Origin of the sequence: Micromonospora sp. NPDC049836, assembly GCF_044465125.1 — a bacterium.
In the GTDB taxonomy this organism is placed as follows: domain Bacteria; phylum Actinomycetota; class Actinomycetes; order Mycobacteriales; family Micromonosporaceae; genus Micromonospora.
Window position 1 is genome coordinate 70,461 of sequence record NZ_JBITLH010000006.1, and the last position, 24,471, is coordinate 94,931.

Genomic DNA, 24,471 nt, shown 5'->3' on the forward strand with positions numbered 1-24,471 from the left:
GCACTCCGCTTCGCTTCGTGCCGTCCTGCGGCACCATCGCACTGCGTTGACAATTCGCTCGCTGACGCTTGCTCATACCGCTCCCTTGACGAGGTGGAGGCCGCGCGTGCGCGCGGCGGAGATGGTGCCGGTGGTGGACCGGCCGGCCAGGTAGGGCACGGTCACGACCCGCCCGCCCCAGCGGCGCACCAGGTCGGCCTCGGGCAGGTCGGCGCCGTCGCCGTAGTCGCCGCCCTTGACCCAGAGGTCGGGTCGCAGCCGGGCCAGCACCTGGTGCGGGGTGGCCTCGTCGAAGACCACCACCGCGTCGACGCAGTCCAGCGCGGCCAGCAGGCCGGCCCGGTCCTCCTCCGGGTTCACCGGGCGCTCCGGCCCCTTGAGCCCGCGTACGCTGCGGTCGGAGTTGAGGCAGACCACCAGGCAGTCGCCGAGGCGCCGGGCCGCCTGGAGGGTGGCGAGGTGCCCGGCGTGCAGGATGTCGAAGCAGCCGCCGGTGGCGACCACCGTGCCGCCGTCGGCGCGCACCCGGGCCACGAGGTCCTCGGCGGTGCGCGCGGCGGCCGGCGTGGCCGGCTGCTCCGCCTCGCGGCGCAGCCCGGCCGCCCCGCCCGCGGCCACGTACGCCGAGGCGGCGGCCACCGCCTCCTGGGTCGCCTCGGCGACCGACGCGCCGCCGGCCAGCGCGAGCGCGGCCGTGGCGGCGAACCGGTCCCCGGCGCCGCAGGTGTCCTCGACGTGGTCCGGGCCGGCCGGCGGCGGCACCACCAGCGGGGTGGCGCCCGCGTGGCAGAGCACCGCGCCGTCCGCGCCGACGGTCACCGCCACCGCGCCGGCCCGCCAGCGGCGGCGTAGCTCGTGCCCGGCCCGGGTGGCGGTGGAGAGCGCGTTGCCCGCCCCCGCGTCGCCGGTGAGCTGGCGCAGCTCGCCGAGGTTGGGGGTGGCCAGCCGGACCCCGGGCACCGCGGCCGGGCCTCGCGGGTGCGGATCCCAGACCACCGGCGCGGCCGCCCGGGCGAGCGCCGCCCGCAGCGCCGGCTGGCGGACCACGCCACGGCCGTAGTCGCTGACCAGGATGGCTCCGGCCCGGGACAGCAGCTCCAGCACGGCCTCCGGTGGCTCGCCCGGCTGCCGCGGTTCGCCGCCCCGGTCCAGCCGCAGCAGCGTCTGCCCGCCGGCCCGCAGCCGGATCTTCTCGGCTGTCGCGCCGGGCAGGCGCAGCGGGTAGACCTCCACCCCGGCCGCGGCGAGCAGCTCGGCCAGCCGGGCCCCGCCGGCGTCGTCGGCGAGCCCGGTCACCAGCGCGACCTCGCTGTCCGGGGCGGCGGCGAGCAGCGCGGCCAGCCCGGCGCCGCCCGGCCGGTCGGTGCTCGAGCGCTCGTCCAGCACGGGTACGGGCGCGTCCGGCGCGACCCGGCCGACCACGCCGGTGACGTCCCGGTCCAGCAGGGCGTCGCCGACCACCACGAGCGGCCCGTTCACGGCTGCACCCGCCCCGCACCGGCGATCCCGGATCCGCTGGCTCCGTGTCCGTTGGTCCCGTGTCCGTTGCTGCCGTGTCCGTTGGTCCCGTGCCCGTTGCTCCCGTGTCCGTTGTGGTCCGGGGACCGGTGGCCGGTGACGCCCAGGCCGTCGGCGGTTGGGGCGGCGGCCCAGCGGGCGAGCGCGGCCGACCGGGGCGCCGGCAGCGACGCGGTCGGCAGCTGCCGGATCAGCGGCAGCGCCTGGTCGACGTACTCGCAGAGCAGATGGGTGGAGACCAGGTGCAGCTCCTGCACCACCTGGCTGTCCGGCGACGGCACCGCGAGCACATCGTGGCAGGCCTCGGCGAGGGGGTTGGGGGCCGGACCGGTGAAGGCCCAGCAGCGCAGGCCGGTTTCCCGGCCGGCGTGGGCGGCGGTGAGCAGGTTGGCGCTGGTGCCGCTGGTGGACATCAGCAGCAGGATGTCGGCGGGTCGGCCGTGGGCGCGTACCTGGCGGGCGAAGACCTCGTGGTAGCCGTAGTCGTTGCCGATGGCGGTGAGGGCGGAGGTTTCGGCGTGCAGGGCGATGGCGGACAGTGGTTCGCGGTCGTCGCGGAGTTTGCCGACGAGTTCGGCGGTGAGGTGTTGGGCCTCGGCGGCGCTGCCGCCGTTGCCGGCCACCAGCAGCCGCCCGCCCCGCGCCAGCGTCCAGGCCAGCTCGGTGCCCCAGTCGGCCAGCCGGGCCGCCTCCCGCCGGTACGGCAGCAGCGCCGCGGCCAGCCCGGACAGGTGGGCGTCGAGGGTGTCGTGCGGGGTCATCAGGCCACCGCCGGGGCGGGGCGGGCCACCGTGGCCAGCGAGGCGTAGACCGCGCCGAGTTGCTCGGCGCAGCGCTTCCAGGAGTACCGGCTGCGGATCCGGTCCAGCGCCGCCGTGGCGTACGCGAAGCGGCGGACCTGGTCGGCGAGGAGCCGGCGGATCGCGGTGCCCAGCGCGCGCGGGTCGCGCGGCCGGACCAGGTCGCCGGTGAGGCCGTCGACCACCGTGTCGGCGATCCCGCCGACGTTCGTGCCGACCACCGGCACCCCGCAGGCCATGCCCTCCAGCGGGGTCAGGCCGAACGGCTCGTACCAGGGGGCGGCGACCAGCACGTCGGCCGAGCGGTACCAGGCGCCCATCTCCTCGCGGGCCACCCCGCCGACCAGCCGCACCCGGTCGGCGACCCCGCACGACTCGGCCAGCGCGGTGAGCCGCCGGGCGAACGAGTCGGCGGGCAGCAGGCCGGCGGGCGGACCGCCGACCACCACGCACTCGGCGTCCGGCACCGCCGGCAGCGCCCGGACCACGTCCAGGAAGCCCTTGCGCTCCACCATCCGGCCGACGGTGAGGATCCGCGGCCGGGCCGGGTCGCGCGGCGCCACCGGCCCGTCGGGGCGGAACACGGCCTGGTTCACGCCGGACGGGACCAGCGCCATCCGGGACCGGGGTACGCCCATCCGGACCAGCTCGCGGACCTCGTCCTCGCACTGCACGATGACCCGGTCCACGGCCCGGCCGAGCGCCCGCTCGTAGCCGATCCGCCCCGGCGGGCTGGTGTCCCGGCTGCCCTGGTGGCGCCGCTTCACCGTGCCGAGGGCGTGGTACGTCAGCACCGTCGGCACCCCGGTCCGGCGGCCGGCGTGCACGGTGGCCAGCCCGCTCATCCAGAAGTGCGCGTGCGCCACGTCCGGGGTCCAGTCGCCGCGCCGCCAGGTGTCGGCCAGCCAGCTGCCGAACTCGCCCATGTACGGCAGCAGCTCGTCCTTGGGCACCCGCTGCGCCGGCCCGGCGGGCACGTGACAGACCTGATACCCGTCCGGGGTGGACACCGACCCGGGCAGGGCGGTGGAGTCGCGGCGGGTGTAGACCCGTACGTCGTGCCCCGCGCCGACCAGCGCCGCCGCGAGCTCCGCCACGTGGGTGTTCTGGCCGCCGGCGTCCTCCTCGCCGAGGACGGCGAGTGGGCTGGCGTGCTCCGAGATCATCGCGATGCGCATGTTTCCCCCTCCATCAGTCGGTCCCAGTCGGCGAGGAACCGGTCGAGCCCGTACCGTTCCTTCGCCACCTCGCGCGCCCGCGCCCCCAGGCGGTACGCGGCGTCCCGGTCCGCGGCGAGCCAGTGGGCCGCCTCGACCAGCGTGTCCATTCGGGTGGAGAGCACCCCCGCGCCGGGCGGCACGGCCTCCACGGCCTCGGTGGTGGCCAGCGCGATCACCGGCATGCCCATGGTCATCGCCTCGATCAGGCTCAGCCCGAGCGAGGTCCACCGGCACAGGTGCAGGTAGGCGCGGCGCCGGGCCACCTCGGCGTGCATCCGGTCCTGCGGCAGGTCCTCGTGTCCGGTCACCGGTAGGCCGGGCGCGCCGGCCGCGGCGAGCGCCTCGGGCAGCCCGGCCACCCCCATGCCGAAGACGTCCAGCGGCGCCACCGCGGCGAAGCGCGGCATCAGGTCGGTGCCGGTGACCCGCCACCGGCGGACCGGCTCGTTGGTGACCACGGCGAGCCGGTCCAGCTCGCCGGTCCACTCGACGGCCGGGGCGACCACGCCGTGCTCGACGACGGTGGTGCGGGTGCCGCCGTTGTCCCAGAACAGTTCGTTGAACGCGGTGACGTGGGTGAGCAGCAGGTCGTCGCGGTCGGCCATCGGGTGCCGGGTGTTCGGCACGTCGCCCTTGGGGGTGTTGTGCTCGACGTAGATCGCCGGCAGGTCCCGGCCGGGGCGGCGGCCCAGCCACCGCTCCGCCAGCTCCAGCTCCTCCGGCCGTTGCAGGATCACCAGGTCCACCTGCGCCGTCCGCAGCTCCTCGGGCGTCACCTCGACAGCGCTGTCCGGCCAGGCGTACGTCCGCGCCCGGCCCAGCCCGTACGGGCCGCGGTCGGGCGTGACCGGCACCAGGTAGCGGTGTCTCCCGTGCACGAACGACGTCGTCCAGGAGCCGTGCACGTGCCACAGCAGAACGTTCATCTCTCTCCTCGTCGGCGGCGGGTGCGGGGGTGGGCGGGGTGCGGCGGTGTCAGCCGGGGGCGAGGAGCCGGACCGCCGCGACCACCGCGGCCGGGTCCACTCCGCTCAGGCAGGGGTGCCCGGCGACCGGGCAGACGGCCGCCCGGGTGTCCCGGCAGGCGGCCCCGGCGTCGCCGAGCCGGGCGACCGGCACCCGGTACGGCCCCCACTGTCCGAACGGGACGGTCGGCGCGAAGAGGCTCACCACCGGAGTGCCGACGGCGGCGGCGAGATGGGCGGGACCGGTGTTGCCGACCACCAGGCACCGGGCCCCGGCGACGAGCCCGGCCAGCCCGGCCAGGTCGGTCGTCCCGCCCAGGTCGGTGCCGCCGGCGGCGGCCACCCGGGCGGTCAGCGCCCGCTCGTCGGGACCGCCGGTGACCAGGACCCGGTGCCCGTCGGCGGCCAGCGCCGCGACGATCTCCGCGCAGCGGTGCGCGGGGCAGGCCCGGGCCGGCACCGAGGAACCGGGGTGCACCACCACGTACCCGCCCTCGGGCACCCCCGTGGTTGCGGGCGGACGGCGGTCGCCGGAGCGGTCGAGGTCGGCGCGCAGCCGCAGGCCCGGCTCGTCGCCGGCGGGCAGCGCGAAGCCGGCCGCGGCGGCGAGGGAGAGCGCGCGTTCCGGCTCCGGCACCCCGTTCGGCACGCGGTGCCGGACGTGCAGCAGCGAGCCGGGGTAGTCGTCGCTGATCGCGCTGATCCGGGGTACGCGGGCCATCCGCAGCAGCAGGGCCAGGGGTAGTGGGGACTGGTGGAAGGAGGTGAAGATGACGGCTTCGTCGGCGGCGACGGCGGTGAGCCGGTCGATGAGGGCGTGCATGTCGGTGGGGTCGACGGGTGGGGCGGGGGCGTCGATCCAGGGCAGCGGCCACTCGATGATCTCGTCGACGCCGGGGAGCAGGTCGGCGGCGGCCCGGCCGCGTGGCCCGCAGAGCAGCACGACCCGTCGGGCGCCGGCCGCGACGGCCCGGATGCCGGGGCCGGTGACCAGCACGTCCCCGGCGGAGTCGCTGCGTACCACGAGGACCGTGCCGGCCCGACCGGCGCGCGGCGTGACCGGCCGCACCGCCCGCATCCGGCGCAGGATCTCGTCCACCGCGGCCGGCAGGTCCCGGGCGACGGTCGGCGCCGCGGCGACCTCCTCGGGCCGGGTCACCGGGGTGGGCACCAGCACGCCGGTGGCCCCGGCGGCGAGCGCGGCCGTCATGTCCCGCCCGATGTCGCCGACCAGCACGCAGCGCCGGGGCGCGGTGCCGAGCGCCCGGGCGGCCTCGTGCACCAGGCCCGGCGCCGGCTTGCGGCAGGAGCAGCCGTCGGTGTCGTCGTGCGGGCAGATCGCCCAGTGGTCGAAGGGCCCGAGCAGCTCCTCGATCCGGGCGTGCACGGCCCGCATCTGCGCCTCGGTGAAGTAGCCCCGGGCCAGCCCGGACTGGTTGGTCACCACGGCCAGCCGCAACCCGGCCGCGCGGAGCCGGTCCAGCGCCTCCCGGGCGCCGGGCACCGGCCGGACCTTCTCCGGGTCGCCGTTGTAGGGCACGTCCTCGACCAGCGTGCCGTCCCGATCCAGCAGCACCGCGTCGTACAGGCCGGGAGTCGGTTCGGGGCGGGCGCTCCCGGCGGCGGAGGGGACCATCACCGTCCGGCCCCCGGCCGGTCCGCGCCGACCAGCGCCCCGGCGGGCACCGCCCGGGCCCGCCACCAGCCGCGTACCCAGTGGCCGACCGCCAGCGGCGGGATGAGCGCGCTGGTCACCAGCATGGTGGTGACCTCGTCGGTGGTGCGCGGGCCGGGCGCGATGCGGTCCCGGGCGAACTCGGCGGTGCCGGCCGCCCAGCCCAGCGCCGCCAGGCCGGACAGCACGCCGAGGACCCGTCGCCGGTCACCGGCCGGGCCGCGCAGCGCCAGGGCGGCCAGCGCCACCGCACCCGCGGCAGTGACGGCGACGTGCCGGGGCCGGCGGCCGGGCGGCAGCCCGAGGTCGGTACGCCAGCTGCGGCCGTACAGCCGGCGCAGCAGCGCGTCGTCGGCGTTGCCGCGCTGGGTGCGCAGGCTGACCCAGCGGCTTTCCAGGCGTACCGGATGGGTCACCCGCCGCCGGCCGGGGAGCAGCACCCAACCGGCCCGTCGGACCCGGTGGGCCAGCTCGGCGTCCTCCCGGTAGGCGCGCGGGAACCGCTCGTCGAAGCCGCCGACGGCGGCCAGCACCGACCGCCGGTACGCCATGTCGGCGGTGATCCACTTTCCCTCGGCCAGCCCGGCGGTGCCGCGTTCCCAGTCGGTGGGGCGGCGGCCGGCGGGCAGCGGCACCTCGACCACGCCCTGCACGCCGCCGACCCGGCCGGTGGTCGCCAGGTCGGCGCGGAGCCGCCGGGCCCAGTCGGGTGCCGGCACCACGTCGTCGTCGAGGAAGACCACCCACGCGCCGTGCGCGGCCCGCCAGCCGAGGTTGCGGGCCGCCGCCGGGCCCGCGCCGCGCCCGGTCAGCACCTTCGTGTACGCGGCCAGCACCCCCGGCACCGCCAGCTCCCCGGTGTCGTCGCGCCGGTCGTCGACCAGCAGCACCTCCACCTCGGGCAGCTCGCCGAGCTGGTCGGCGAGCGCGCCCAGCAGCACCGCCAGGCTGGACCGGCCGAGCGTCGGCACGACCAGGCTGATCACCGGCCACCGCCCAGCGCGCGGCGGTGCACCGCGAACGGGCCGAGCGCCAGCAGGTCCACCGGGGCCGAGCCGAACAGCTCCATCGCCTCCCGGGGCGTGTCCACCATGGGCCGTCCGGCGGTGTTCAGCGAGGTGTTCACCACCACCGGCAGCCCGGTACGCCGCTCGAACTCGGCCAGCAGCTCGGCCAGCACCGGCTCGGTCTCCGGGTGCACGGTCTGCACCCGGGCGGTGCCGTCGACGTGGGTGACGGCCGGGACGCGGTCCCGCCACGCCGGCTTCACCCGGTGCACGAAGAGCATGTACGGGCTGGGGTAGACGCCCTCGAAGATCTCCGCGAAGCGTTCCGCGCGGACCATCGGGGCGATCGGCCGGAACTGCTCGCGGCCCTTGACGTCGTTCATCCGCCGGGTGGTGTCCGGGTCGCCCGGGTGGGCCAGCAGCGACCGGTGGCCGAGCGCCCGCGGGCCGTACTCGCTGCGCCCCTGGTACCACGCGACGATGCCGTTGTCGGCGAGCACCCGGGCCGCCTCGGCGGCGATCGACGCCGGCCGGGTGTACGGCAGCGCCGCCCGGCGCAGCTCCGCCTCCAGCTCCTCGTCGGACCAGCCCCGACCGAGGTCCACCCCGCTCATCGGCGCGGACCGGTCGCCCAGCTCGCCGGCCACGTGCAGGGCGGCGCCCAGCGCGGTACCCGCGTCGCCGGCCGCCGGCTGCACCCAGACGTCCCGGTAGGGCCCTTCGGCCGCGATCCGGGCGTTGGCCACGCAGTTCAACGCCACCCCGCCGGCCATGGCGAGGGTGGTGGCGCCGCCGGAGGCGTCGTACAGCCAGCGGGACAGGTCGAGGATGACCTCCTCCAGCCGGGTCTGCACGCTGGCGGCCAGGTCGGCGTGGTCGTCGGTCATCTCGCCGTCGGCGGTGCGCGCCTTGGCCATGCTGGCCCAGTCGATCCGCTCGACCTGGAAGCCGCCGTCGTCGGTGACCCGGACCAGCTCGCGGAGCATGCCGAGGTGCCGCGGCCTGCCGTAGGAGGCCAACGCCATCACCTTGTACTCGTCGCTGGAGTGCAGGAAGCCGAGGTGCCGGGTCAGGTCCTCGTAGAGCAGGCCGAGGGAGTGCGGCAGCTGCTGGGACCGCAGCGTCGACAACCGCCCGTCCCGGTATACGCCGGCCAGGTGGCTGGCCACCTCGCCGCGCCCGTCCAGCACCAGCACCGCGGTGTCGTCGCCGGCCGGCGGCGCGGCCAGCCCGGCGGAGGCGGCGTGCGCCACGTGGTGCGGCACGAAGCGCACCTTGTCCGGGTCGAGGCCGGGCAGCGCGGCGGCGAGGAACTGCGGGGCCCGCCGGGCGTAGTCGACGCGCAGCCAGTCCCACGGATCGCTGAGTCCCAGCTCAGCCGTGTCCCGGCACAGGCCGGGGTCGAAGGAGTAGGCGACGGCGTCGAGACTGTCGACGTCGATGCCCGCGCTGGCCAGGCACCAGGCGGCGGACAACTCGGGCAGCTCCCAGGCGGAGAAGGGCACCGGGCGCTTGCCGTGCTTACGGCGGCTGAACCGCTCCTCTTCGGCGGCGGCCACCACCCGGCCGTCGACCACCAGGGCGGCGGCCGGATCGTGGAAGATCGCGTTGATGCCAAGGACGTGCATGAGCAGTCCCTACCCTCGCGTCCGCTTCCTAACCTGTAGATCATCGACTTCCGCGAGACGGCAAACGTCTCGTGTGGAGATTCGAATGAGGGACCAAAGTCCCTGGTTGTCGGGGCGGAAGCTGACCAAGCTAGGCAAAGAGGCAACGTAAACTCCTGTTTATGGTCGCCGGCCCGCGCAGACCTGGAGGTGTTCCGTGTCCCCGTCGTCGCTCTCCGTGCTCGCCGACGAGCAACTCGCCCTGGCCCGCGCCACCGACAGCGGGCGCAGCGCGCGGACCGTCTACGGCGGTCCCGCCACGGCGCTGCGACAGACGCTGATCGCTCTCGTCGCCGGGCGCGCGTTGCAGGAGCACGCCAGCCCGGGCGAGGCGACGCTGCAGGTGCTGCGTGGCCGGGTCCGGCTGGTCGCCCAGGACGAGTCCTGGCCCGGCGCGGCGGGGGACCTGCTGGTGATCCCGGACGCCCGGCACGCGCTGCACGCCGACGAGGACGCGGTGGCGCTGCTCACGGTCGTCCGCCGATGACCGCCGCCACCCCGGCCCGCCCGGCCGCCCCGGCTGCCCGCCCGGCCGCCCCGGCTGCCCGCCCGGCCGCCCCGGCTGCCGGGTCGCGGGCCGGCCGCCCCGCCCGTCCTGCCCGGGCCGGGCGCCCCGCCCGCGGGCGCCGCCACCGCTGGCTGCCGCCCCAGCACGGCGCCTGGGCCATGCTGCTGCTCCCGTATGCCGCGGCGGTCGGCGTGACCGGCCCGCGCTGGCCGCACCTGCCGCTGCTCGGCGCCTGGCTGGCCGGCTACCTCTTCTCCTACTACGCCCTGCTGGCCGTGAAGACGGCGCGCCCCGCCCGCGTCCGCCCCCAACTGCTCCTCTACGGCGCGGCCACCGCGCTGCTGGGCCTGCCGGTGCTGCTCGCCCGGCCGACGGTGCTCGGTTACGCCCCGCTCTTCGCCGCGCTGGTCGCCGTCAACGCCGCGTACGCCCGACGCCGCCACGAACGGGCGCTGCTCAACGACCTCGCCTCGGTGGCGCAGAGCGTGCTGGTGGTCTTCGTGGTGGCGACGGTCGCCGGGGTTTCCGTGGCCGCGGTCGCCGGGGTGGCGGCGGCGGTCGGCGCATACCTGGTCGGCACGGTGCTCTACGTGAAGACGATGATCCGGGAGCGGGAGAGCGTCGAATACCGGTGGGCCTCCGGGGCGTACCACCTGGCGGCGCTGCTGGTGGCGGTGGCCGCCGGCTGGGGGCCGGTGGTGGCGGCGGTCTTCGCGGCGCTGTTCCTCCGCGCGGCGCTGCTGCCCGGCCGGCGGCTGGCCCCGGTCCAGGTCGGGATGATCGAGCTGGTCGGCGCGGTGCTGGTGCTCGCCGCCGTGATCGCCCGCTGGGCCTGACCTTGATCGCCTGCCGCCGCTGACCAACCCCGCCTTCCGGCAGCCCGCCGTTCGACCGGGCCGGCCGTCCCCTGCGCTGCGGGCAACTGGACGTGCCGGCCAGGGGCCCGGTCCAGCGACGGGCGCGGCGGGAGGGCGGGATCGCGGTAGGTAGGTGGGGCGAGGACTGCGGGCCGGTGTAGCGGGCGGGCGTGGCGGGCCCCGCGGGACCGGGGAGAGGTGACGGGGGTCGGATTCTCGAGGAGGGTGACCGGGCCGGCGCCGGGGTCTGTGCCCGGCGCCGGCCCGGTTGCCGGGGTGGTGGCGCGCTCAGTGCAGCATGCCCGGGCCGAACACCTCGTAGGCGATCCGCTCGGTCGGCACGCCGCGGCGCAGCAGTCCGCTGCGGACCAGGGACATGAACGGCACCGGGCCGCACAGGTGCACGTACGCCTCCGGGGTGAGCGGGATCAGCGCCGGGTCCACCAGGCCGTCGGCGACCTCCGCCTTCAGGCCGGCCACCTCGGCGTCGGCGGCGTCCTCGTACCAGAGGCGGACCGACAGGTTGGGCAGCCGCTCCTGGAGCCCGACCAGTTCGCGCCGCCGGGCGTGTGCGGTGCCGGCCCGGTCGGCGTGCACCAGGGCCACCGGGCGTTCGGGCTCGGCGTCGGCCAGGTGCGCCAGCGCCGCCATGGCCGGGGTGAGGCCGATGCCGGCGCTGATCAGCAGCAGCGGTTCGCCGTCGCCGATGGCGCTGACCTCGCCGAACGGCGGGCTGAGCCGGAGGGTGTCCCCGGCGGCCACCCGCTCGTGCAGGTAGGTGGAGACCATGCCGTCGGGCTCGCCGGCCAGGCCGCGTACCCGCTTGACGGTGATCTGCCAGTGGTCGGCGCCGGGGCGGCCGGAGAGGCTGTACTGCCGGATCTGCTGGCCCCGGCCGCCGTCCAGGTCGACCGCGACCGAGACGTACTGGCCCGGAGTGAAGACGGGCAGCGGGCCGCCGTCGGCCGGAACGAGGGTGAACGACGCCACGTCGGGCGTCTCACCGATCTTTTCCCGTACCCGCCACTCCCGCCACACCCTGCCGTCCTCCGGCACCCCGGCGCCGGCGTAGAGGCGCGCCTCCCGCGCGATCAGCTCGCACGCCAGCAGCCAGTAGACCTCGTCCCAGGCGGCCGCGACGGCGGGCGTGACGGCGTCGCCGAGCACCTCGCCGACCGCGGCGAGCAGGTGCCGGCCCACGATCGGGTACTGGGTGGCGGTGATGCCGAGCGAGGCGTGCTTGTGCGCGATCCGGTCCAGGATCGGCCCCCAGGACACGGTGCTGCCGCCGGTCAGGTGCTCGGCGTACGCGACCACGGCGGCGGCGAGCGCGGCCTTCTGCTGCCCGGTCGCCTGGTTGCCTCGGTTGAAGATGTTCAGCAGGTCGGGATGCGCGTCGAACATCCGCTGGTAGAAACGGCCGGTGATCGCCTCACCGTGCGCCTGCACGGCGGGCAGCGTCGCCACCACCACTGCTGCTGAGGATTGCGAGAGCACGACCACTCCTTCGGGTGTCGATCAGTTCGATCACCACGAAATCGGAATCCCAGACTCCTCTTTAGGGTCGAAAGTCCCGGGGCGCGGGTCGCGAGAATCACAGCCCGGATCGGGCCGGCCGGCCCGTTTCGCGGGTTGGCGCCGCTCGTTAGGGTCGGTGGTGTGAAGCTCAACCGCTCGACGGACATGGCATTGCGGATCGCCATGTTCACCGCGGCGTCCCCGAGCCGGGCCACCGTGGACGAGCTTGCCGCGCAGCTCTCCCTGCCGCGCAGCCACGTGGCCAAGGTGGTCCAGCGGTTGCAGCGGCTCGGGGTGCTGGTCACCATCCGCGGCCGCTCCGGCGGAGTGGCCTTCGCCGAGCACGCCGCCGAGCTGACCGTCGGGCACGTTGTCCGCGCCTTCGAGGGCGACGGCGAGGTGGTCTCCTGCGAGGAGCCGGCCTGCCCGCTGGTCGGCGGCTGCCGGCTCCGCGGTCAGCTACGCCGGGCCCAGGCCGCGTTCCTGGCCGTGCTCGACGAGGTACGCCTCGGCGACCTGGTCGCCGGCCCGGCCGGCCCGCTGCTGCTCACCCTCGGCGTGGCCCGGTCCTGATGGGCGTCTCGCACCCGCTCTTCGCCCGGCTCTTCACCCGCGCCAGCGTGGCGATGGACCAGGCCGGCGTGGCGGAGCACCGCCGTCGCCTGGTCGCCGGGCTGCGCGGGCGGGTGGTCGAGGTCGGCGCCGGCAACGGCCGGATGTTCCCGCACTATCCCGCCACCGTGACCGGAGTGCTGGCGGTCGAGCCCGAACCGCGGCTGCGCGCCGCCGCGGTGGCCGGAGCAGCCGCCGCCCGGGTTCCGCTGACCGTGGCCGCCGGCCTCGCCGAGGCGCTCCCGGTCGCCGACGCCGCCGCCGACGCGGTGGTGTTCTCCCTGGTGCTCTGCTCGGTGCCGGACCAGGCGGTGGCCCTGCGCGAGGCGCGCCGGGTGCTGCGCCCGGGCGGGCAACTCCGCTTCTACGAACACGTCGTGGCGGAGACCCCCGGGCTGCGCCGGGTCCAGCGCTGGGCGGACGCCACCCTCTGGCCGGTGGTCTGCGCCGGCTGCCACACCGGCCGGGACACGGTGGCCGCCATCCAGGCGGCCGGGTTCACCGTCGCGGAGCTGGCCCGGTTGCGCTTTCCGCCCACCGGGATCGGCGGGCCGGCCGCGCCGCACGTCCTCGGCACCGCCGTCCGGCCCTGACCCCGTGCGGCCCTGACCCCGTGCGGCCCTGACCCCGTGCGGCCCTGACCCCGTGCGGCCCTGACCCCGTGCGACCCCGATCCCGGCGATCCCGATCTCGTGCGGCCCTGATCCCGCGCGCCGGACTGCCGGCGATGGTGCCGTGCGCCGGACCGGCCCGCCGCGAGGATTCGCCGCGAGCCCTCGTGGGGTCCGCCCCGGGCGGACCCCACGAGGGGGCGGCGGTCAGCTCACCGTGATGGTGCCGTTCGAGGACCGGACACAGGAGACCGTCCGCGCCGCGGTGGTGGCCGCGCCGCTGAGGCAGGTGCCGAGCACCCGGTGGCCGGCCGCGCTCGGGTGCCAGGACTCCTGGCAGGTCTGGAAGTACGTGCCGCAGGCGTTGGCGATCCGCTGGATGTCGAGCTTGTCGTAGCCGGAGAGGCTGGTGACGAAGGTGCCGGTCGGGCCGTCCATCAGCCGGATCGGGGTGGCCAGCGCGTTGCCGGGACTGCCCGACGACTCGCAGAGCCGGGCCCCGTCGAACGCGCGCTGCACGTTCAGGTAGACCAGGTCCGCCTGCGGGAACTCGCCGGCCAGGCTGGTCCGTACCGAGCTGACCATGGTGCCGAGGCCCTGCGAGAAGCGCTGCCCGGGGGCCAGGCTGGCCCGGTGGATCGGGCAGCCGGCCGCGTACCGCTCGGCGCCCAGGGCCCGGAACTTGTCCCGGGTGTCGTCCCGGCTGTCCTCCTCCCAGTAGACCGAGGCCAGGTCGGTGGGGAGCGGGTTGGTGTAGTCCTGGAACACCACCCGGTGCTGGCCGTCGGCGTCGATCTGGTCGAGGGTGGTGAGGATCTGCCGTACCGCCGCGGTGGTCTCCGCGGTCGCGGCGCTGAACTGCGCCGCGGTGGCCAGGTCCGCGTCGCTGCACGGCTCCTGCTCGACCGGTCCGCCCAGGTACGCCCAGAACTCCCACCAGCCGGTCCAGGCGTCGGCGATGAACCGGTTGGCGCACTTCTCCGCCACGCTGCCGAAGGTGAAGGAGCTGTTGTTCGAGCCGAGGCCGATCAGCACCAGGTCGATGTCGTGCGTCCGCCCCACCGCCCGGAGCTGGTCGAGCTGGGCCGCGACCTGCCGGCCCTTGGCCCGGGTGGACGAGGCGCTGGCGATGTCGTACGGCTGCCCGCCGGAGCAGGCCAGGTTGAACCGGGCGCTGATGCCGGGCAGGGTGGCCTGGAACAGCGAGGCGTTCGGCGAGCGGTGGCAGAAGTAGGCGTTGCTGTTCGCCGCCGACCAGCCGGGGAAGCCCTGGCTCACCCCGTTGACGTCGACCACCGGCGCGTACGCCCCGGCGCCCTCACCGCTGATGAAGCTGTCGCCCAGCGCCACCGCGGCGGTGGGCAGGGCGGCCGTGGCCGGGCCGGCGGGCGCCACGGCGGCCGGGAGGGCCACCGAGGCGACGGCCAGCGTCGCGGCGAGCACGGTACGACGGAGCATGGACATCCGCGACCCCCTCATCCATTCATAGAAATATGAAAGATTCTCCGAGGAGGCGATCAGATCACGGGCATGTGACACGCGTCAATGGCCGGACATCCGGTGCGGATGTCCGGCGCGTCGACTGTCGGATGGGCCCGTCGGCTCTCGGGGTGGGTCAGCCGGCGCGGCGGAACTCGGCCCGCCAGCGGAGGCCGCCGTCCGGCACCACGATCTCCTCCACCTGGGCCGGAACGAGCGCGCCGGCGGCGGCGAAGGCGTCGACCTCCGCCCGGGTCAGCGGCCACGGCGGCCCGTCCACCGGCTCGCCGTCGCGCCGGCCGGCCGCGATCACCAGCAACATCCCACCCGGGGCGACCAACCGGCCGACCGCCGGGATCGCCCGCTCCCGCAGCCCTGCCGGCAGCGCCTGCACGTTCATGCTCTCCAGCACCAGGTCGAAGCCGCCCAGCCAGTCGGCCGGCGGGTCGAGCAGGTCCGCCGTCTCGTACCGGACCGGGGAACCGGCGTGGCGGCGGCGCGCACCCCGCACCGCCGTGGGCGAGATGTCGAAGGCGACCGTGGCGAAGCCCAGCGTGGCCAGGTGCTCGGCGTCCCGGCCGAAGCCGCAGCCGACCACCAGCGCGGTGCGGCCGGACCCGTCCGGCCGGACCCGTGCGGTCCACTCGGCGAGCAGGGAATGCGGGGCGTCCCGGTCCCAGGGCACCTCGGCCTCGCCCCGTTCGGCCTCGGCGTAGAGCCGCTCGAACCGGCCGATCGGGTCGTCCGCGGCGGGCGGCCGGGAAGACAACCGGCCGGTCGCATCGTTGTCCTGCACGGACGCCTCCTCACTCCGGCCCACCTCTACGGGGGCAGCGGGCCCGGACCCCGCCGGAGCGTAACCGGACAACGCACCGCACGGGTGCCACGGGTCTGTCAGAGCGCCGGGCTAGGCTCGCTCCGGCGCGCCGCGCCTGGCGATCGACGTGGGGGATCGCACGGTGACCGGCACCACACCGCCGAGACCTGGGAGTACGACCAGTTGACCGCACAGCCTGAGACCCTCTACGGGGCCGACGACCTGACGCACCTGGAGGGCCTGGACGCCGTCCGGAAGCGCCCCGGCATGTACATCGGCTCGACCGACAGCCGTGGCGTGGGCCACCTCGTCAACGAGATCCTCGACAACTCCACCGACGAGGGTGTCGCGGGTCACGCCAAGAAGGTCGACGTGATCCTGCACGCCGACGGCTCGGTGCAGGTCGACGACGACGGTCGCGGCATCCCCACCGACGTGCACGCCAAGTCCGGCATCTCCGGCGTCGAGCTGGTGCTCACCCGGTTGCACGCGGGCGGCAAGTTCGGCGGTTCCGGCTACAAGACCTCCGGCGGCCTGCACGGGGTGGGCGCCTCGGCGGTCAACGCCCTGTCCCGGCGGTTCGACGTCACGGTCCGCCGCGGCGGCAAGGTCCACTCGATGTCCTTCCGGCACGGCGTACCGGGGATCTTCGACGGCGCCGGCCCGGACGCCCGCTTCACCCCCGGCCCCGGCCTGCAGATCGTCGGCGCCATGAAGCGCGGCCAGCGCACCGGCACCTCGATCCGCTGGTGGCACGACCCGCGCTACTTCGAGACCGGCGCGGGGCTGGACACCGAGGCGGTCCGGCTCAAGCTGCGCAACACCGCCTTCCTGGTCCCCGGCGTGGCCTACCGGCTGCGCGACGAGACCGGCGAGCAGGCCGTGGAGGAGAGCTTCCACTTCCCCAACGGCCTCACCGACATGGTGGAATACCTGGCCCCGGCCGGCGACCGGCCGGTCTCCGGCACGCTGCTGGTCAGCGGCGAGGGCACCTACCGGGAGAACGCCGCCGACGCCAACGGCGTCATGCAGTCCAACGTGCAGCGCCGGGCCGAGGTGGAGATCGCGCTGCGCTGGGGCACCGGATACGAGCGCACCGTCGAGTGCTTCACCAACACCATCCGCAATGCCCACGGCGGCACCCACCGCAAGGGCTTCGAGCGGGCCCTGGTGCGTACCCTCGCCGAGGCCGCCCGCAACACCCGCGGCCTGCTCAAGCCCAAGGAGGACGCGCCCACCCTGGACGACGTCCTGGAGGGCATGACCGCGGTGGTGCACGTGCGGATCCCGGAGCCGCAGTTCACCTCGCAGACCAAGGACGAGCTCTCCACCGCCGGCATCACCAAGGTGCTCCAGGGGCTGGTCGAGGCGCACCTGAAAGCCTGGCTGGAGGACCGCAGGACCAAGGCCGAGGCGCGCACGGTGCTGCAGAAGATCGTCGACGCGGCCCGGGTCCGGCTCACCCAGAAGCAGCAGAAGGACGCCGCCCGGCGCAAGACCGCCCTGGAGGGCGCGTCGATGCCGGCGAAGCTGGTCGACTGCCGGGCCACCGGGGTGGAGCGCAGCGAGCTGTTCATCGTGGAAGGGGACAGCGCCCTCGGGACGAGCCGCATGGCCCGCTCCTCGGAATACCAGGCGCTGCTGCCGATCCGCGGCAAGATCCTCAACGTGCAGAAGGCGAACCTCCAGCAGGTGCTGGACAACGCCGAGTGCGCGGCGATCGTGCAGGTGCTCGGCGCCGGCTCCGGGCGCACCTTCGACCTGTCCGCCCTGCGTTACGGCCGGGTGCTCATCATGGCCGACGCGGACGTCGACGGCGCGCACATCCGTACCCTGCTGATCACGCTCTTCGCCCGCTACATGCGGCCGCTGATCGAGGCCGGCCGGCTCTACGCGGCGATGCCGCCCCTGCACAAGATCACCACGAAGGGGCGCAACCCGCAGACCGTCTACACCTACACCCAGGCCGAGATGGAGGCGACGGTCCGCAAGCTGGAGAAGGCCGGCAAGCAGATCGTCACCCCGATCCCGCGGTTCAAGGGCCTCGGTGAGATGGACGCCGACGAGCTGTGGGAGACCACCATGAACCCGGCCACCCGGGCGGTCCGCCGGATCACGCTCGACGACGTCGAGGCCGCCGAGCGGATCCTCGAACTGCTCATGGGGGAGAAGGTCGAGCCCCGCCGCAACTGGCTCATCGAGTCGGCCGACCGGGTCGACCGCGACGCGATCGACGCCTGATGACCGGGTCACGGAAGGAAAGCTGAACCATGGCACGCCGTAGGGACGACCGCGCCCGCGCCGACCTGTCCGCGTTCGACCAGGCCGGCGCCCGGGTCTTCGACAACCCGCTGGTCACCGAGGTCTCCGACTCCTACCTGGAGTACGCGTTCTCGGTCATCCACTCCCGGGCCCTGCCCGACGCCCGCGACGGGCTCAAGCCGGTGCACCGGCGGATCCTCTGGTCCATGTACGAGCAGGGCCACCGCCCGGACCGGGGGCATGTTAAGTCTGCCCGAATTGTCGGGGATGTGATGGGTAAGTACCATCCGCACGGTGACGCGGCGATTTACGACGCGATGGTGCGGCTCGCCCAGGACTTCTCGCTCAACGCCCCGCTCATCGACGGGCACGGCAACTTCGGCAGCCCCGACGACGGCCCGGCTGCGGCGCGCTACACCGAGGCCCGGATGTCCCGCGAGGCGATGCTGCTCGTCGGCGAACTCGGCGAGGACACCGTCGACGTCGAGCCCAACTACGACGGCTCGCTGACCCAGCCCACCGTGCTGCCGGCGGCCTTCCCCAACCTGCTGGTCAACGGCGCGTCCGGGATCGCGGTCGGGATGGCCACCAACATGATCCCGCACAACCTGGCCGAGGTCGTCCAGGCGGCCCGCTGGCTGATCAACCACCCGGACGCCACGCTCGACAAGCTCATGGAGTTCGTCCCCGGCCCCGACCTGCCCACCGGTGGGCTCCTGCTCGGCCTGGACGAGGTGCGCCGGGCGTACGAGACGGGGCGCGGCGTGGTGCGGATGCGGGCCCGGGTGGAGACCGGCCCGCTCGAGGGCAGCCGGGGCCGCCAGGCCATCACGGTCACCGAGCTGCCGTACGGCGTCGGCGCGGAGAAGGTCATCGCGGCCATCACCAACGAGGTCAACAAGACCAAGCGGCTGGCCGGCATCGCCGACGTCAAGGACCTCACCGACCGGGAGAACGGCACCCGGCTGGTGATCGAGTGCAAGGTCGGGGTCAACCCGCAGGCGCTGCTGGCCGACCTCTACCGGCTCACCCCGCTGGAGCAGTCCTTCGGCGTGAACAACCTGGTCCTGGTGGACGGCCAGCCGCAGACCCTGGGGCTCAAGGAGCTGCTGGAGGTGTTCCTGGCCCACCGGTACGAGGTGGTGACCCGGCGCAGCTCGTACCGCCGCCGCAAGCGCCAGGAGCGGCTGCACCTGGTCGACGGCCTGCTGATCGCCCTGCTCGACATCGACAAGGTGGTCCGGCTGATCCGGGCCAGCGAGGACGCCCAGGCCGCCAAGGACGGCCTGATGCAGAAGTTCAAGCTCTCCGAGATCCAGGCCACCTACATCCTGGACACCCCGCTGCGCCGGCTCACCAAGTACGACCGGCTGGAGCTGGAGGCCGAGCAGGAGAAGCTGCGCGGCGAGATCGCCGAGCTGTCGAAGATCCTCGACGACCCCAAGGTGCTGCGGAAGCTGGTCTCCGACGAGCTGGCCGCGGTCATCAAGCAGTTCGGCGCCGAGCGCCGCACCACCCTGGTCGACGGCGACCTCAAGGAGGTCCTGGCGGCGTCCGTGCCGGCCGGGCCGCTGGAGGTCGCCGACGATCCGTGCCAGGTGATCCTCTCGGCCACCGGGCTGGTCGCCCGGACCGCGGCCGAGTCGGAGGAGGCCGCCGAGGGGCGCCGGCGCAGCGGCCGGGTGAAGCACGACGCGGTACGCGCCGTCGTGCACTCCACCGCCCGAGGGCGGGTGCTGCTGGTCACCAGCGCCGGGCGGGCCTTCAAGATCGACGTGCTGCCGCTGCCGGTGCTGCCCGAGCAGTCCGGCACGGTGTCGCTGCGTGGTGGCATGTCCGCCGCCGAGCTGGTGCCGCTGGCCGCCGGGGAGCGGGTGGTCGGGCTGGCCCCGCTCGGCCCGTCCGCCGAGGGCTCACCCGGCCTGGCGTTGGGCACCCGGCACGGCGTGGTGAAGGTCTGCGCGCCCGACTGGCCGGTCCGCTCCGACGAGTTCGAGGTGATCTCGCTGCGGGACGGCGACGAGGTGGTCGGGGCGACCTGGCTCAAGGACGGGGCGGAGACCCTGGCCTTCGTCTCCTCGGAGGCGTCGCTGCTGCGCTTCGCGGCGTCCGTGGTGCGGCCACAGGGCATCAAGGGCGGCGGCATGTCCGGCATCAACCTGCCGGCCGGGGCGCGGGTGGTCTACTTCGGCGCGATCCGCACCGACGACCCGGGGCACGGCGAGCCGATGGTGGTCACCTCGACGGGCGCCACGGTCAAGGTGACGCCCTTCAAGGCGTACCCGGCGAAGGGGCGAGCGACCGGCGGGGTGCGCGCGCAGCGTTTCCTCAAGGGCGAGGTGGACCTGGCGGTGGCCTGGATCGGCGCGCGCCCGGTCGGCGCGACCGCCAACGGCGAGCCGGTCGAGTTGCCCCCGGCGGACCCGCGCCGGGACGGCTCCGGCTTCGCCGTCATGCTCGGCCCCACCGTCGTCGGCCACCAGATCCAACGCGACTGACCCGGCGGGCCGGGCCGGCGGCTGCCCGCCGCCGGCCCGGCCCGCCAGCCGGCGTTCCGTCCGCCCTGCCCGCGCTCCTGGGCCGGTCCGGCTCCCCGACACCCACTCCATGATCAACGCGACCAGGCGGGCGCACGGTGCGCGGGGGAGGGGTCAGAGTTCGGGTTCGGGGCCCCGGCGGGACTCGGGGGTGGTGCCGCGGAGGTGGGCGATGAGGCGCATGCCGTGGTAGATGACCAGGGCGGCACCGGTGCCCAGGGCGATGCCGCTGAAGGAGAGGTCGCCAGCGGTGACCGTGTAGTTCGCCGCGCCGACGATCACCGCCACGGCGGCGGTCATCAGGTTCACCGGGTCGTGGAAGTCGACCCGGTTCTCGATCCAGATCCGGGCGCCGAGGATGGCGATCAGGCCGTACAGGGCGGTGGTCGCGCCGCCCAGCACGCCCGCCGGCACGGTGAGGATCAGCGCGCCGAACTTCGGGCTCAGCCCGAGCAGCACCGCCGCCACGCCGGCCACCCAGTACGCGGCGGTCGAGTAGACCCGGGTCGCCGCCATCACGCCGATGTTCTCCGCGTACGTGGTGGTGCCGGAGCCGCCGCCGGAGCCGGCGAGCACGGTGGCGATGCCGTCGCCGAGGAACGCCCGGCCCATCTCCCGGTCCAGGTTGCGGCCGGTCATCGCGGCGACCGCCTTGACGTGCCCGGCGTTCTCCGCGATGAGCACCAGGATCACCGGGATGACCAGCACGACGGCGCGCAGGCTGAAGGTGGGGGTGTGGAAGTCGGGCAGCCCGAACCAGTCCTCCGACCGGAGCCGGCTCACCGCCGCGTCGTCGAGTTGGCCGAGGACGGCGGCGAGCACCCAGCCGACGACGACCCCGAGCAGGATCGACAGCCGGGCCAGGAAGCCTCGGAAGATCACCGTGGCGGTCAGGATCGCCACCAGGGTGACCACGGCGATCAGCGGCTGCGCCTTCACCCCGGTGCCGCTGCCGCCGCCGTCCCAGGCCACCGGGGCCAGGTTCAGCCCGATCAGCGCGACGATCGCGCCGGTCACCACGGGCGGCATCAGCGCGTCGATCCAACGCGCGCCGGCCAGTTGCACCAGCACGCCGACCAGCGCGAGCGCGGCGCCGGCCACCACGATGCCGCCGAGTGCGGCGCCGATGCCGCCGCCGGTCTTGGCGGCCAGCACCGGGGCGATGAAGGCGAACGACGAGCCCAGGTACGAGGGGAGCCGGTTGCCGGTGATGAGCAGGAACAGCAGCGTGCCCAGCCCGGAGAAGAAGAGCGTGGTGGCGGGCGGGAAGCCGGTGATCAGCGGCACGGTGAAGGTGGCGCCGAACATCGCCACGACGTGCTGCACGCCGACGCCGATGGTGCGCGGCCAGGTGAGCCGCTCGTCGGGGTGGACCACGTCGCCGGGGGTGACGGACCGGCCGTCGCCGTGCCGGGTCCAGGGGGACCAGCGGGAGGTGGGGGTCTGGGTCATGGCCGCCCTTCGCGTCGTCAGGTGACGGGGGCGTGATCGACCCTGAGGGTTGTTTCTAGCACGGCGCCGCCCGGCGGCCTGCCCCGGCTCGGGATCAGGCCACCCCGGCCGGGCGGAACTGCACGCTGACCCGGCGGCCGACCGGGCGGGCGGTCTTGGGCACGGCGTGCTCCCAGGTGCGCTGGCAGGAGCCGCCCATCACCACCAGGTCGCCGTGGCCGAGCGGGAAGCGCAGGCTGGTCCCGCCGCCGCCGCGGGGGCGCAGCAGCAGCGGCCGGGGCGAGCCGAACGACACGATCGCCACCATGGTGTCGACGTGCGCGGACCGGCCGAGGGTGTCACCGTGCCAGGCCACGCTGTCCCGGCCGTCCCGGTAGAGGCACATGCCCGCGGTGACGAACGCCTCACCCAGCTCGGGTGCGTAGTGCCGGGTCAGCGCGTCCCGGGCGGCGGTGAGCAGCGGGTGGGGCAGCGGCCGGCCGGCGCCGTACCAGCAGAGCAGGCGGGGCACGTCGACCTCGCTGTCGTACATGGTGCGGCGCTCGGCCCGCCACGGCACGTCGTGCAGCAGCGTGTCGAGCACGGCGTCGGAGCCGCTCACCCAGCCGGGCAGGTGGTCGACCCAGGCGCCCCGGCTCAGCTCGTGCCGGCGCGGCCCGCCGGCGAGCGGCCCCAGAGCGGGGCCCTGCTCGGCGACGTCGAGCATCGAGGGCTGGTACGCGGTGTCGGACACGCCGCCGATCGTACCCCGTGAATCGAACAGGCGTACGACGGATGGCGGGGTGGTGCCGGCTCGGGCGCCAGCCGGCCGGCGGCACGCGGCCCGGTGGCGGGCCGGCGGAACCGGGTAGGGTGCCCGGCGGCGGCGTCGACCCGCGGGCGCCGTCGGGGTGGCTCCCCGGAGCCGCCCGCCGACGAGCCGTGCGAGGAGGAGACGTGCAGGTGACCGTCCGGACGGCCGGGTACCCGGCATGACCAGTTCCCCGGCCGCCACCCGCGCCCCCCGCCTGCCGTCGCTGACCGGGCTGCGCTGGATCGCCGCGCTGCTGGTGTTCGGCTTCCACGTCGGCACCATGCAGATCATCGCCGAGCCCGACCTCAAGGTCGTGGTGAACAAGGCGTTCAGCCTCGGCCTCTCCGGGGTGGAGTTCTTCTTCATCCTCAGTGGATTCGTGCTGGTCTGGTCCTATCGGGACGGGGAGCGCCGCCGGGTCTTCCTGCGCCGGCGGTTCGCCAAGATCTACCCGAACCACGTGGTGACCTTCGTGGCGGCACTGGCCGTGGCGTTCTGGCTCGCCGACCCGGTCCTGCCGTGGGCCGCGGTGGCGAACCTCTTCCTGGTGCAGGCCTGGCTCCCGTTCGACGGCTACTTCTACAGCGTCAACAACGTGAGCTGGTCGCTCTCCTGCGAACTGGCCTTCTACCTCTGCCTGCCGCTGGTGCTGCCGTGGCTGCGTCGGGCCCGTACCGGGTTGCTGTGGGCGGTGGTGGTCGCGGTGCCGCTGCTCATCCTGGCCCTCTGGCCCGGCCAGCTGCTGGTGCCCGAGGAGAGCCGCTGGTGGTTCACCCAGATCTTCCCGGTGACCCGGTCGTTCGAGTTCTGGATGGGGGTGGCCGCCGCCGAACTGCTGCGCCGGGGGCGCTGGCGCGGGCCGAACCTCACGGTGGCCAGCGGGCTCTTCGTCGCCACCTGGGTGGTCGCCGCGCTGTGGATCCGCGCCGAGTTCTGGGCGGCCCTGCTCGCGGCGGCGTACCTGCTGGTCATCGCCGCCGCCGCCGACGCCGACGTGCGCGGCCGGTGGACGCCGTGGCGGTCCCGCTCGATGGTCTGGCTCGGTGAGGTCTCCTTCGCCTTCTACCTGGTGCACGTGCTGGTGATGCGGACCGTGCTGCGGCTCACCGGCGACTGGGGCACCGGGCTGCCCGGGTGGCGGGGCCCGCTGGTGGTCCTGGGGTTCCTGCTGCTCACCCTGCTGCTCGCCGGGGCCCTGCACCGCTGGGTGGAGCTGCCGATGATGCGCCGTCTCGGCCCGGCGCGGCGCCGCCGCCCGCCGTCCGCCGCCGCGCCGGCGCCGTCCGTGCCCGCCCCGAGATCGGCCGCCGCCGGGTCGGTCGAGGATCCCGCCGCCCCGGGCCGCCCTGTCGAGTACGCCGGGCGGCGCGACCCGGGCTGAGCCGTCCGGCCCGCCTCCGGGGCCGGGTGGCGTGCCGGACCGTGGTCCCGGGTCCACCCTGGCCGGTGGGCTGATCGTGGGCGGGCGACACGCCCGCGGCCCGTGCGACCTGGCCGGATCGACGGTAGCGTGGAGCCGTGCCGGCGATCGCGCTCACCTGTCCCGTGTGGTGGGTGACGCGCTGGACCGCCCGCATGCTGGCCACCCTGGCCGTGGTCGTGGCGTGTGCGCTGGGCGCGGCCACCCTCCCCGTCGGTGCGGCCGCGACCGCCCGGGCGGCCACCGACACCGGCGTCGTCGACGCCCCGGCCGGTCCCGCCGGCCCGGCCGAGGACTCCGACCGGATCGGCTCGCCCGCCCGGCTCGGGCAGCTCGGGGCCGGCCCGGTTCTCCGGCCCGCGCCCGCCGACCTCGCCCTGATCCGCCCGGCTGCCGCCGGCGGCACGTCCGCCGCCCTGGTCCCGGCCCGCCCGGCTGCCGCCGGCGGTACGTCCGCCACTCTCGCCCTGGCCCGCCCGGGTGCCGCCAGCGGCACGCCCGCCGACGGCGCTGCCGTCGCCGACCTGCCGACCGGTGGTCCGGCGGCCGCGCCGGCCGGGCGGGCGGTGCCCCGGCCGGCCGAGCGGCAGCTGGCTCCGGCCGGGCCGGCCCCGGCGACCGTCGGCCCCCGCGCCCCGCCCGCCGGCTGACCGCTGTGCGGGCCGTCGGCCCGCGCCCGCCGTACCCCTGCGAACCTCGCCCCGCACCCGCCCGACGGCCGGCCGGTGGCGCCCTCCGGTGGCGCCCGCCCCG

20 protein-coding genes are annotated in these 24,471 nt (G+C 75.3%); 8 read left to right on the top strand and 12 right to left on the bottom strand.

Annotation, left to right across the window (positions count from 1 at the left end):
- Window positions 1–72 precede the first annotated feature (72 nt).
- From ACIBPB_RS17760 to ACIBPB_RS17790, 7 genes are read right to left on the bottom strand one after another with little or no spacing between them, the layout of a single operon-like run.
- Complete coding sequence (locus tag ACIBPB_RS17760) at window positions 73–1,479, bottom strand: PfkB family carbohydrate kinase (protein WP_396840665.1); 1,407 nt, start codon at window positions 1,477–1,479, stop codon at window positions 73–75.
- Window positions 1,476–2,279, bottom strand: coding sequence for an SIS domain-containing protein (locus ACIBPB_RS17765; protein WP_396840666.1), 804 nt, complete (start codon window positions 2,277–2,279; stop codon window positions 1,476–1,478). Before ACIBPB_RS17765 ends, ACIBPB_RS17760 begins: the two co-directional genes overlap by 4 nt.
- Entirely contained in the window at window positions 2,279–3,496 is a 1,218-nt protein-coding gene (locus ACIBPB_RS17770; RefSeq protein ID WP_396840667.1) for a glycosyltransferase, read from the bottom strand. The genes ACIBPB_RS17765 and ACIBPB_RS17770 overlap by 1 nt, the downstream gene beginning before the upstream one ends.
- A complete protein-coding gene (locus ACIBPB_RS17775) occupies window positions 3,481–4,464 on the bottom strand; it encodes a glycosyltransferase (protein ID WP_396840668.1) in 984 nt (327 codons plus the stop codon). The genes ACIBPB_RS17770 and ACIBPB_RS17775 overlap by 16 nt, the downstream gene beginning before the upstream one ends.
- A 49-nt stretch (window positions 4,465–4,513) precedes the next feature.
- Complete coding sequence (locus tag ACIBPB_RS17780; protein WP_396840963.1) at window positions 4,514–6,139, bottom strand: HAD-IIIA family hydrolase; 1,626 nt, start codon at window positions 6,137–6,139, stop codon at window positions 4,514–4,516.
- Window positions 6,139–7,164 (bottom strand): glycosyltransferase family 2 protein, encoded by a 1,026-nt coding sequence (locus ACIBPB_RS17785; RefSeq protein WP_396840669.1) that lies wholly within the window; start codon window positions 7,162–7,164, stop codon window positions 6,139–6,141. The genes ACIBPB_RS17780 and ACIBPB_RS17785 overlap by 1 nt, the downstream gene beginning before the upstream one ends.
- Window positions 7,161–8,813: a carbamoyltransferase gene (locus ACIBPB_RS17790; protein WP_396840670.1), complete on the bottom strand. Its 1,653-nt coding sequence runs from the start codon at window positions 8,811–8,813 to the stop codon at window positions 7,161–7,163. The genes ACIBPB_RS17785 and ACIBPB_RS17790 overlap by 4 nt, the downstream gene beginning before the upstream one ends.
- A 196-nt stretch (window positions 8,814–9,009) precedes the next feature.
- Between ACIBPB_RS17790 and ACIBPB_RS17795 the strand changes: the two genes are divergently transcribed.
- Both ACIBPB_RS17795 and ACIBPB_RS17800 read left to right on the top strand, forming a co-directional pair.
- On the top strand, window positions 9,010–9,339 hold the full coding sequence (locus ACIBPB_RS17795) for a cupin domain-containing protein (RefSeq protein WP_046563593.1): 330 nt from the start codon (window positions 9,010–9,012) through the stop codon (window positions 9,337–9,339).
- Window positions 9,336–10,196 carry a YwiC-like family protein gene (locus tag ACIBPB_RS17800; RefSeq protein ID WP_396840671.1) on the top strand — a complete coding sequence of 287 codons (861 nt, stop codon included), beginning with the start codon at window positions 9,336–9,338 and terminating at the stop codon, window positions 10,194–10,196. The genes ACIBPB_RS17795 and ACIBPB_RS17800 overlap by 4 nt, the downstream gene beginning before the upstream one ends.
- A 309-nt stretch (window positions 10,197–10,505) precedes the next feature.
- Here the strand turns inward: ACIBPB_RS17800 and ACIBPB_RS17805 are convergent, their stop codons facing one another.
- Window positions 10,506–11,720 (bottom strand): globin domain-containing protein, encoded by a 1,215-nt coding sequence (locus ACIBPB_RS17805; RefSeq protein ID WP_396840672.1) that lies wholly within the window; start codon window positions 11,718–11,720, stop codon window positions 10,506–10,508.
- Window positions 11,721–11,876: 156 nt separating this feature from the next.
- Between ACIBPB_RS17805 and ACIBPB_RS17810 the strand changes: the two genes are divergently transcribed.
- Together ACIBPB_RS17810 and ACIBPB_RS17815 are read left to right on the top strand one after the other, a co-directional pair.
- Entirely contained in the window at window positions 11,877–12,308 is a 432-nt protein-coding gene (locus ACIBPB_RS17810; RefSeq protein WP_357318005.1) for an Rrf2 family transcriptional regulator, read from the top strand.
- Entirely contained in the window at window positions 12,308–12,940 is a 633-nt protein-coding gene (locus tag ACIBPB_RS17815) for a methyltransferase domain-containing protein (RefSeq protein WP_396840673.1), read from the top strand. The genes ACIBPB_RS17810 and ACIBPB_RS17815 overlap by 1 nt, the downstream gene beginning before the upstream one ends.
- A gap of 225 nt (window positions 12,941–13,165) precedes the next feature.
- Here the strand turns inward: ACIBPB_RS17815 and ACIBPB_RS17820 are convergent, their stop codons facing one another.
- Both ACIBPB_RS17820 and ACIBPB_RS17825 read right to left on the bottom strand, forming a co-directional pair.
- Entirely contained in the window at window positions 13,166–14,422 is a 1,257-nt protein-coding gene (locus ACIBPB_RS17820) for a hypothetical protein (protein WP_396840674.1), read from the bottom strand.
- Window positions 14,423–14,573: 151 nt separating this feature from the next.
- A complete protein-coding gene (locus tag ACIBPB_RS17825) occupies window positions 14,574–15,233 on the bottom strand; it encodes a class I SAM-dependent methyltransferase (protein WP_396840675.1) in 660 nt (219 codons plus the stop codon).
- Window positions 15,234–15,437: 204 nt separating this feature from the next.
- On the opposite strand from ACIBPB_RS17825, the gene ACIBPB_RS17830 reads away from it, so the two are divergent.
- The gene (locus ACIBPB_RS17830) at window positions 15,438–17,495 is read left to right on the top strand and encodes a type IIA DNA topoisomerase subunit B (protein ID WP_396840676.1); all 2,058 of its coding nucleotides are present in this window, start codon (window positions 15,438–15,440) and stop codon (window positions 17,493–17,495) included.
- 29 nt (window positions 17,496–17,524) lie between these two features.
- Window positions 17,525–20,014, top strand: coding sequence for a DNA topoisomerase (ATP-hydrolyzing) subunit A (locus ACIBPB_RS17835; RefSeq protein WP_396840677.1), 2,490 nt, complete (start codon window positions 17,525–17,527; stop codon window positions 20,012–20,014).
- Window positions 20,015–20,167: 153 nt separating this feature from the next.
- On the opposite strand, the gene ACIBPB_RS17840 is transcribed toward ACIBPB_RS17835, so the two are convergent.
- Complete coding sequence (locus ACIBPB_RS17840; RefSeq protein ID WP_396840678.1) at window positions 20,168–21,505, bottom strand: uracil-xanthine permease family protein; 1,338 nt, start codon at window positions 21,503–21,505, stop codon at window positions 20,168–20,170.
- Window positions 21,506–21,599: 94 nt separating this feature from the next.
- Window positions 21,600–22,211 carry an alpha-ketoglutarate-dependent dioxygenase AlkB gene (locus ACIBPB_RS17845; RefSeq protein ID WP_396840964.1) on the bottom strand — a complete coding sequence of 204 codons (612 nt, stop codon included), beginning with the start codon at window positions 22,209–22,211 and terminating at the stop codon, window positions 21,600–21,602.
- 265 nt (window positions 22,212–22,476) lie between these two features.
- On the opposite strand from ACIBPB_RS17845, the gene ACIBPB_RS17850 reads away from it, so the two are divergent.
- Together ACIBPB_RS17850 and ACIBPB_RS17855 are read left to right on the top strand one after the other, a co-directional pair.
- Entirely contained in the window at window positions 22,477–23,679 is a 1,203-nt protein-coding gene (locus ACIBPB_RS17850; protein WP_396840679.1) for an acyltransferase family protein, read from the top strand.
- A gap of 137 nt (window positions 23,680–23,816) precedes the next feature.
- Window positions 23,817–24,368, top strand: a complete 552-nt coding sequence (locus tag ACIBPB_RS17855) for a hypothetical protein (protein ID WP_396840680.1) — start codon at window positions 23,817–23,819, stop codon at window positions 24,366–24,368.
- The last annotated feature ends 103 nt before the right edge of the window (window positions 24,369–24,471 follow it).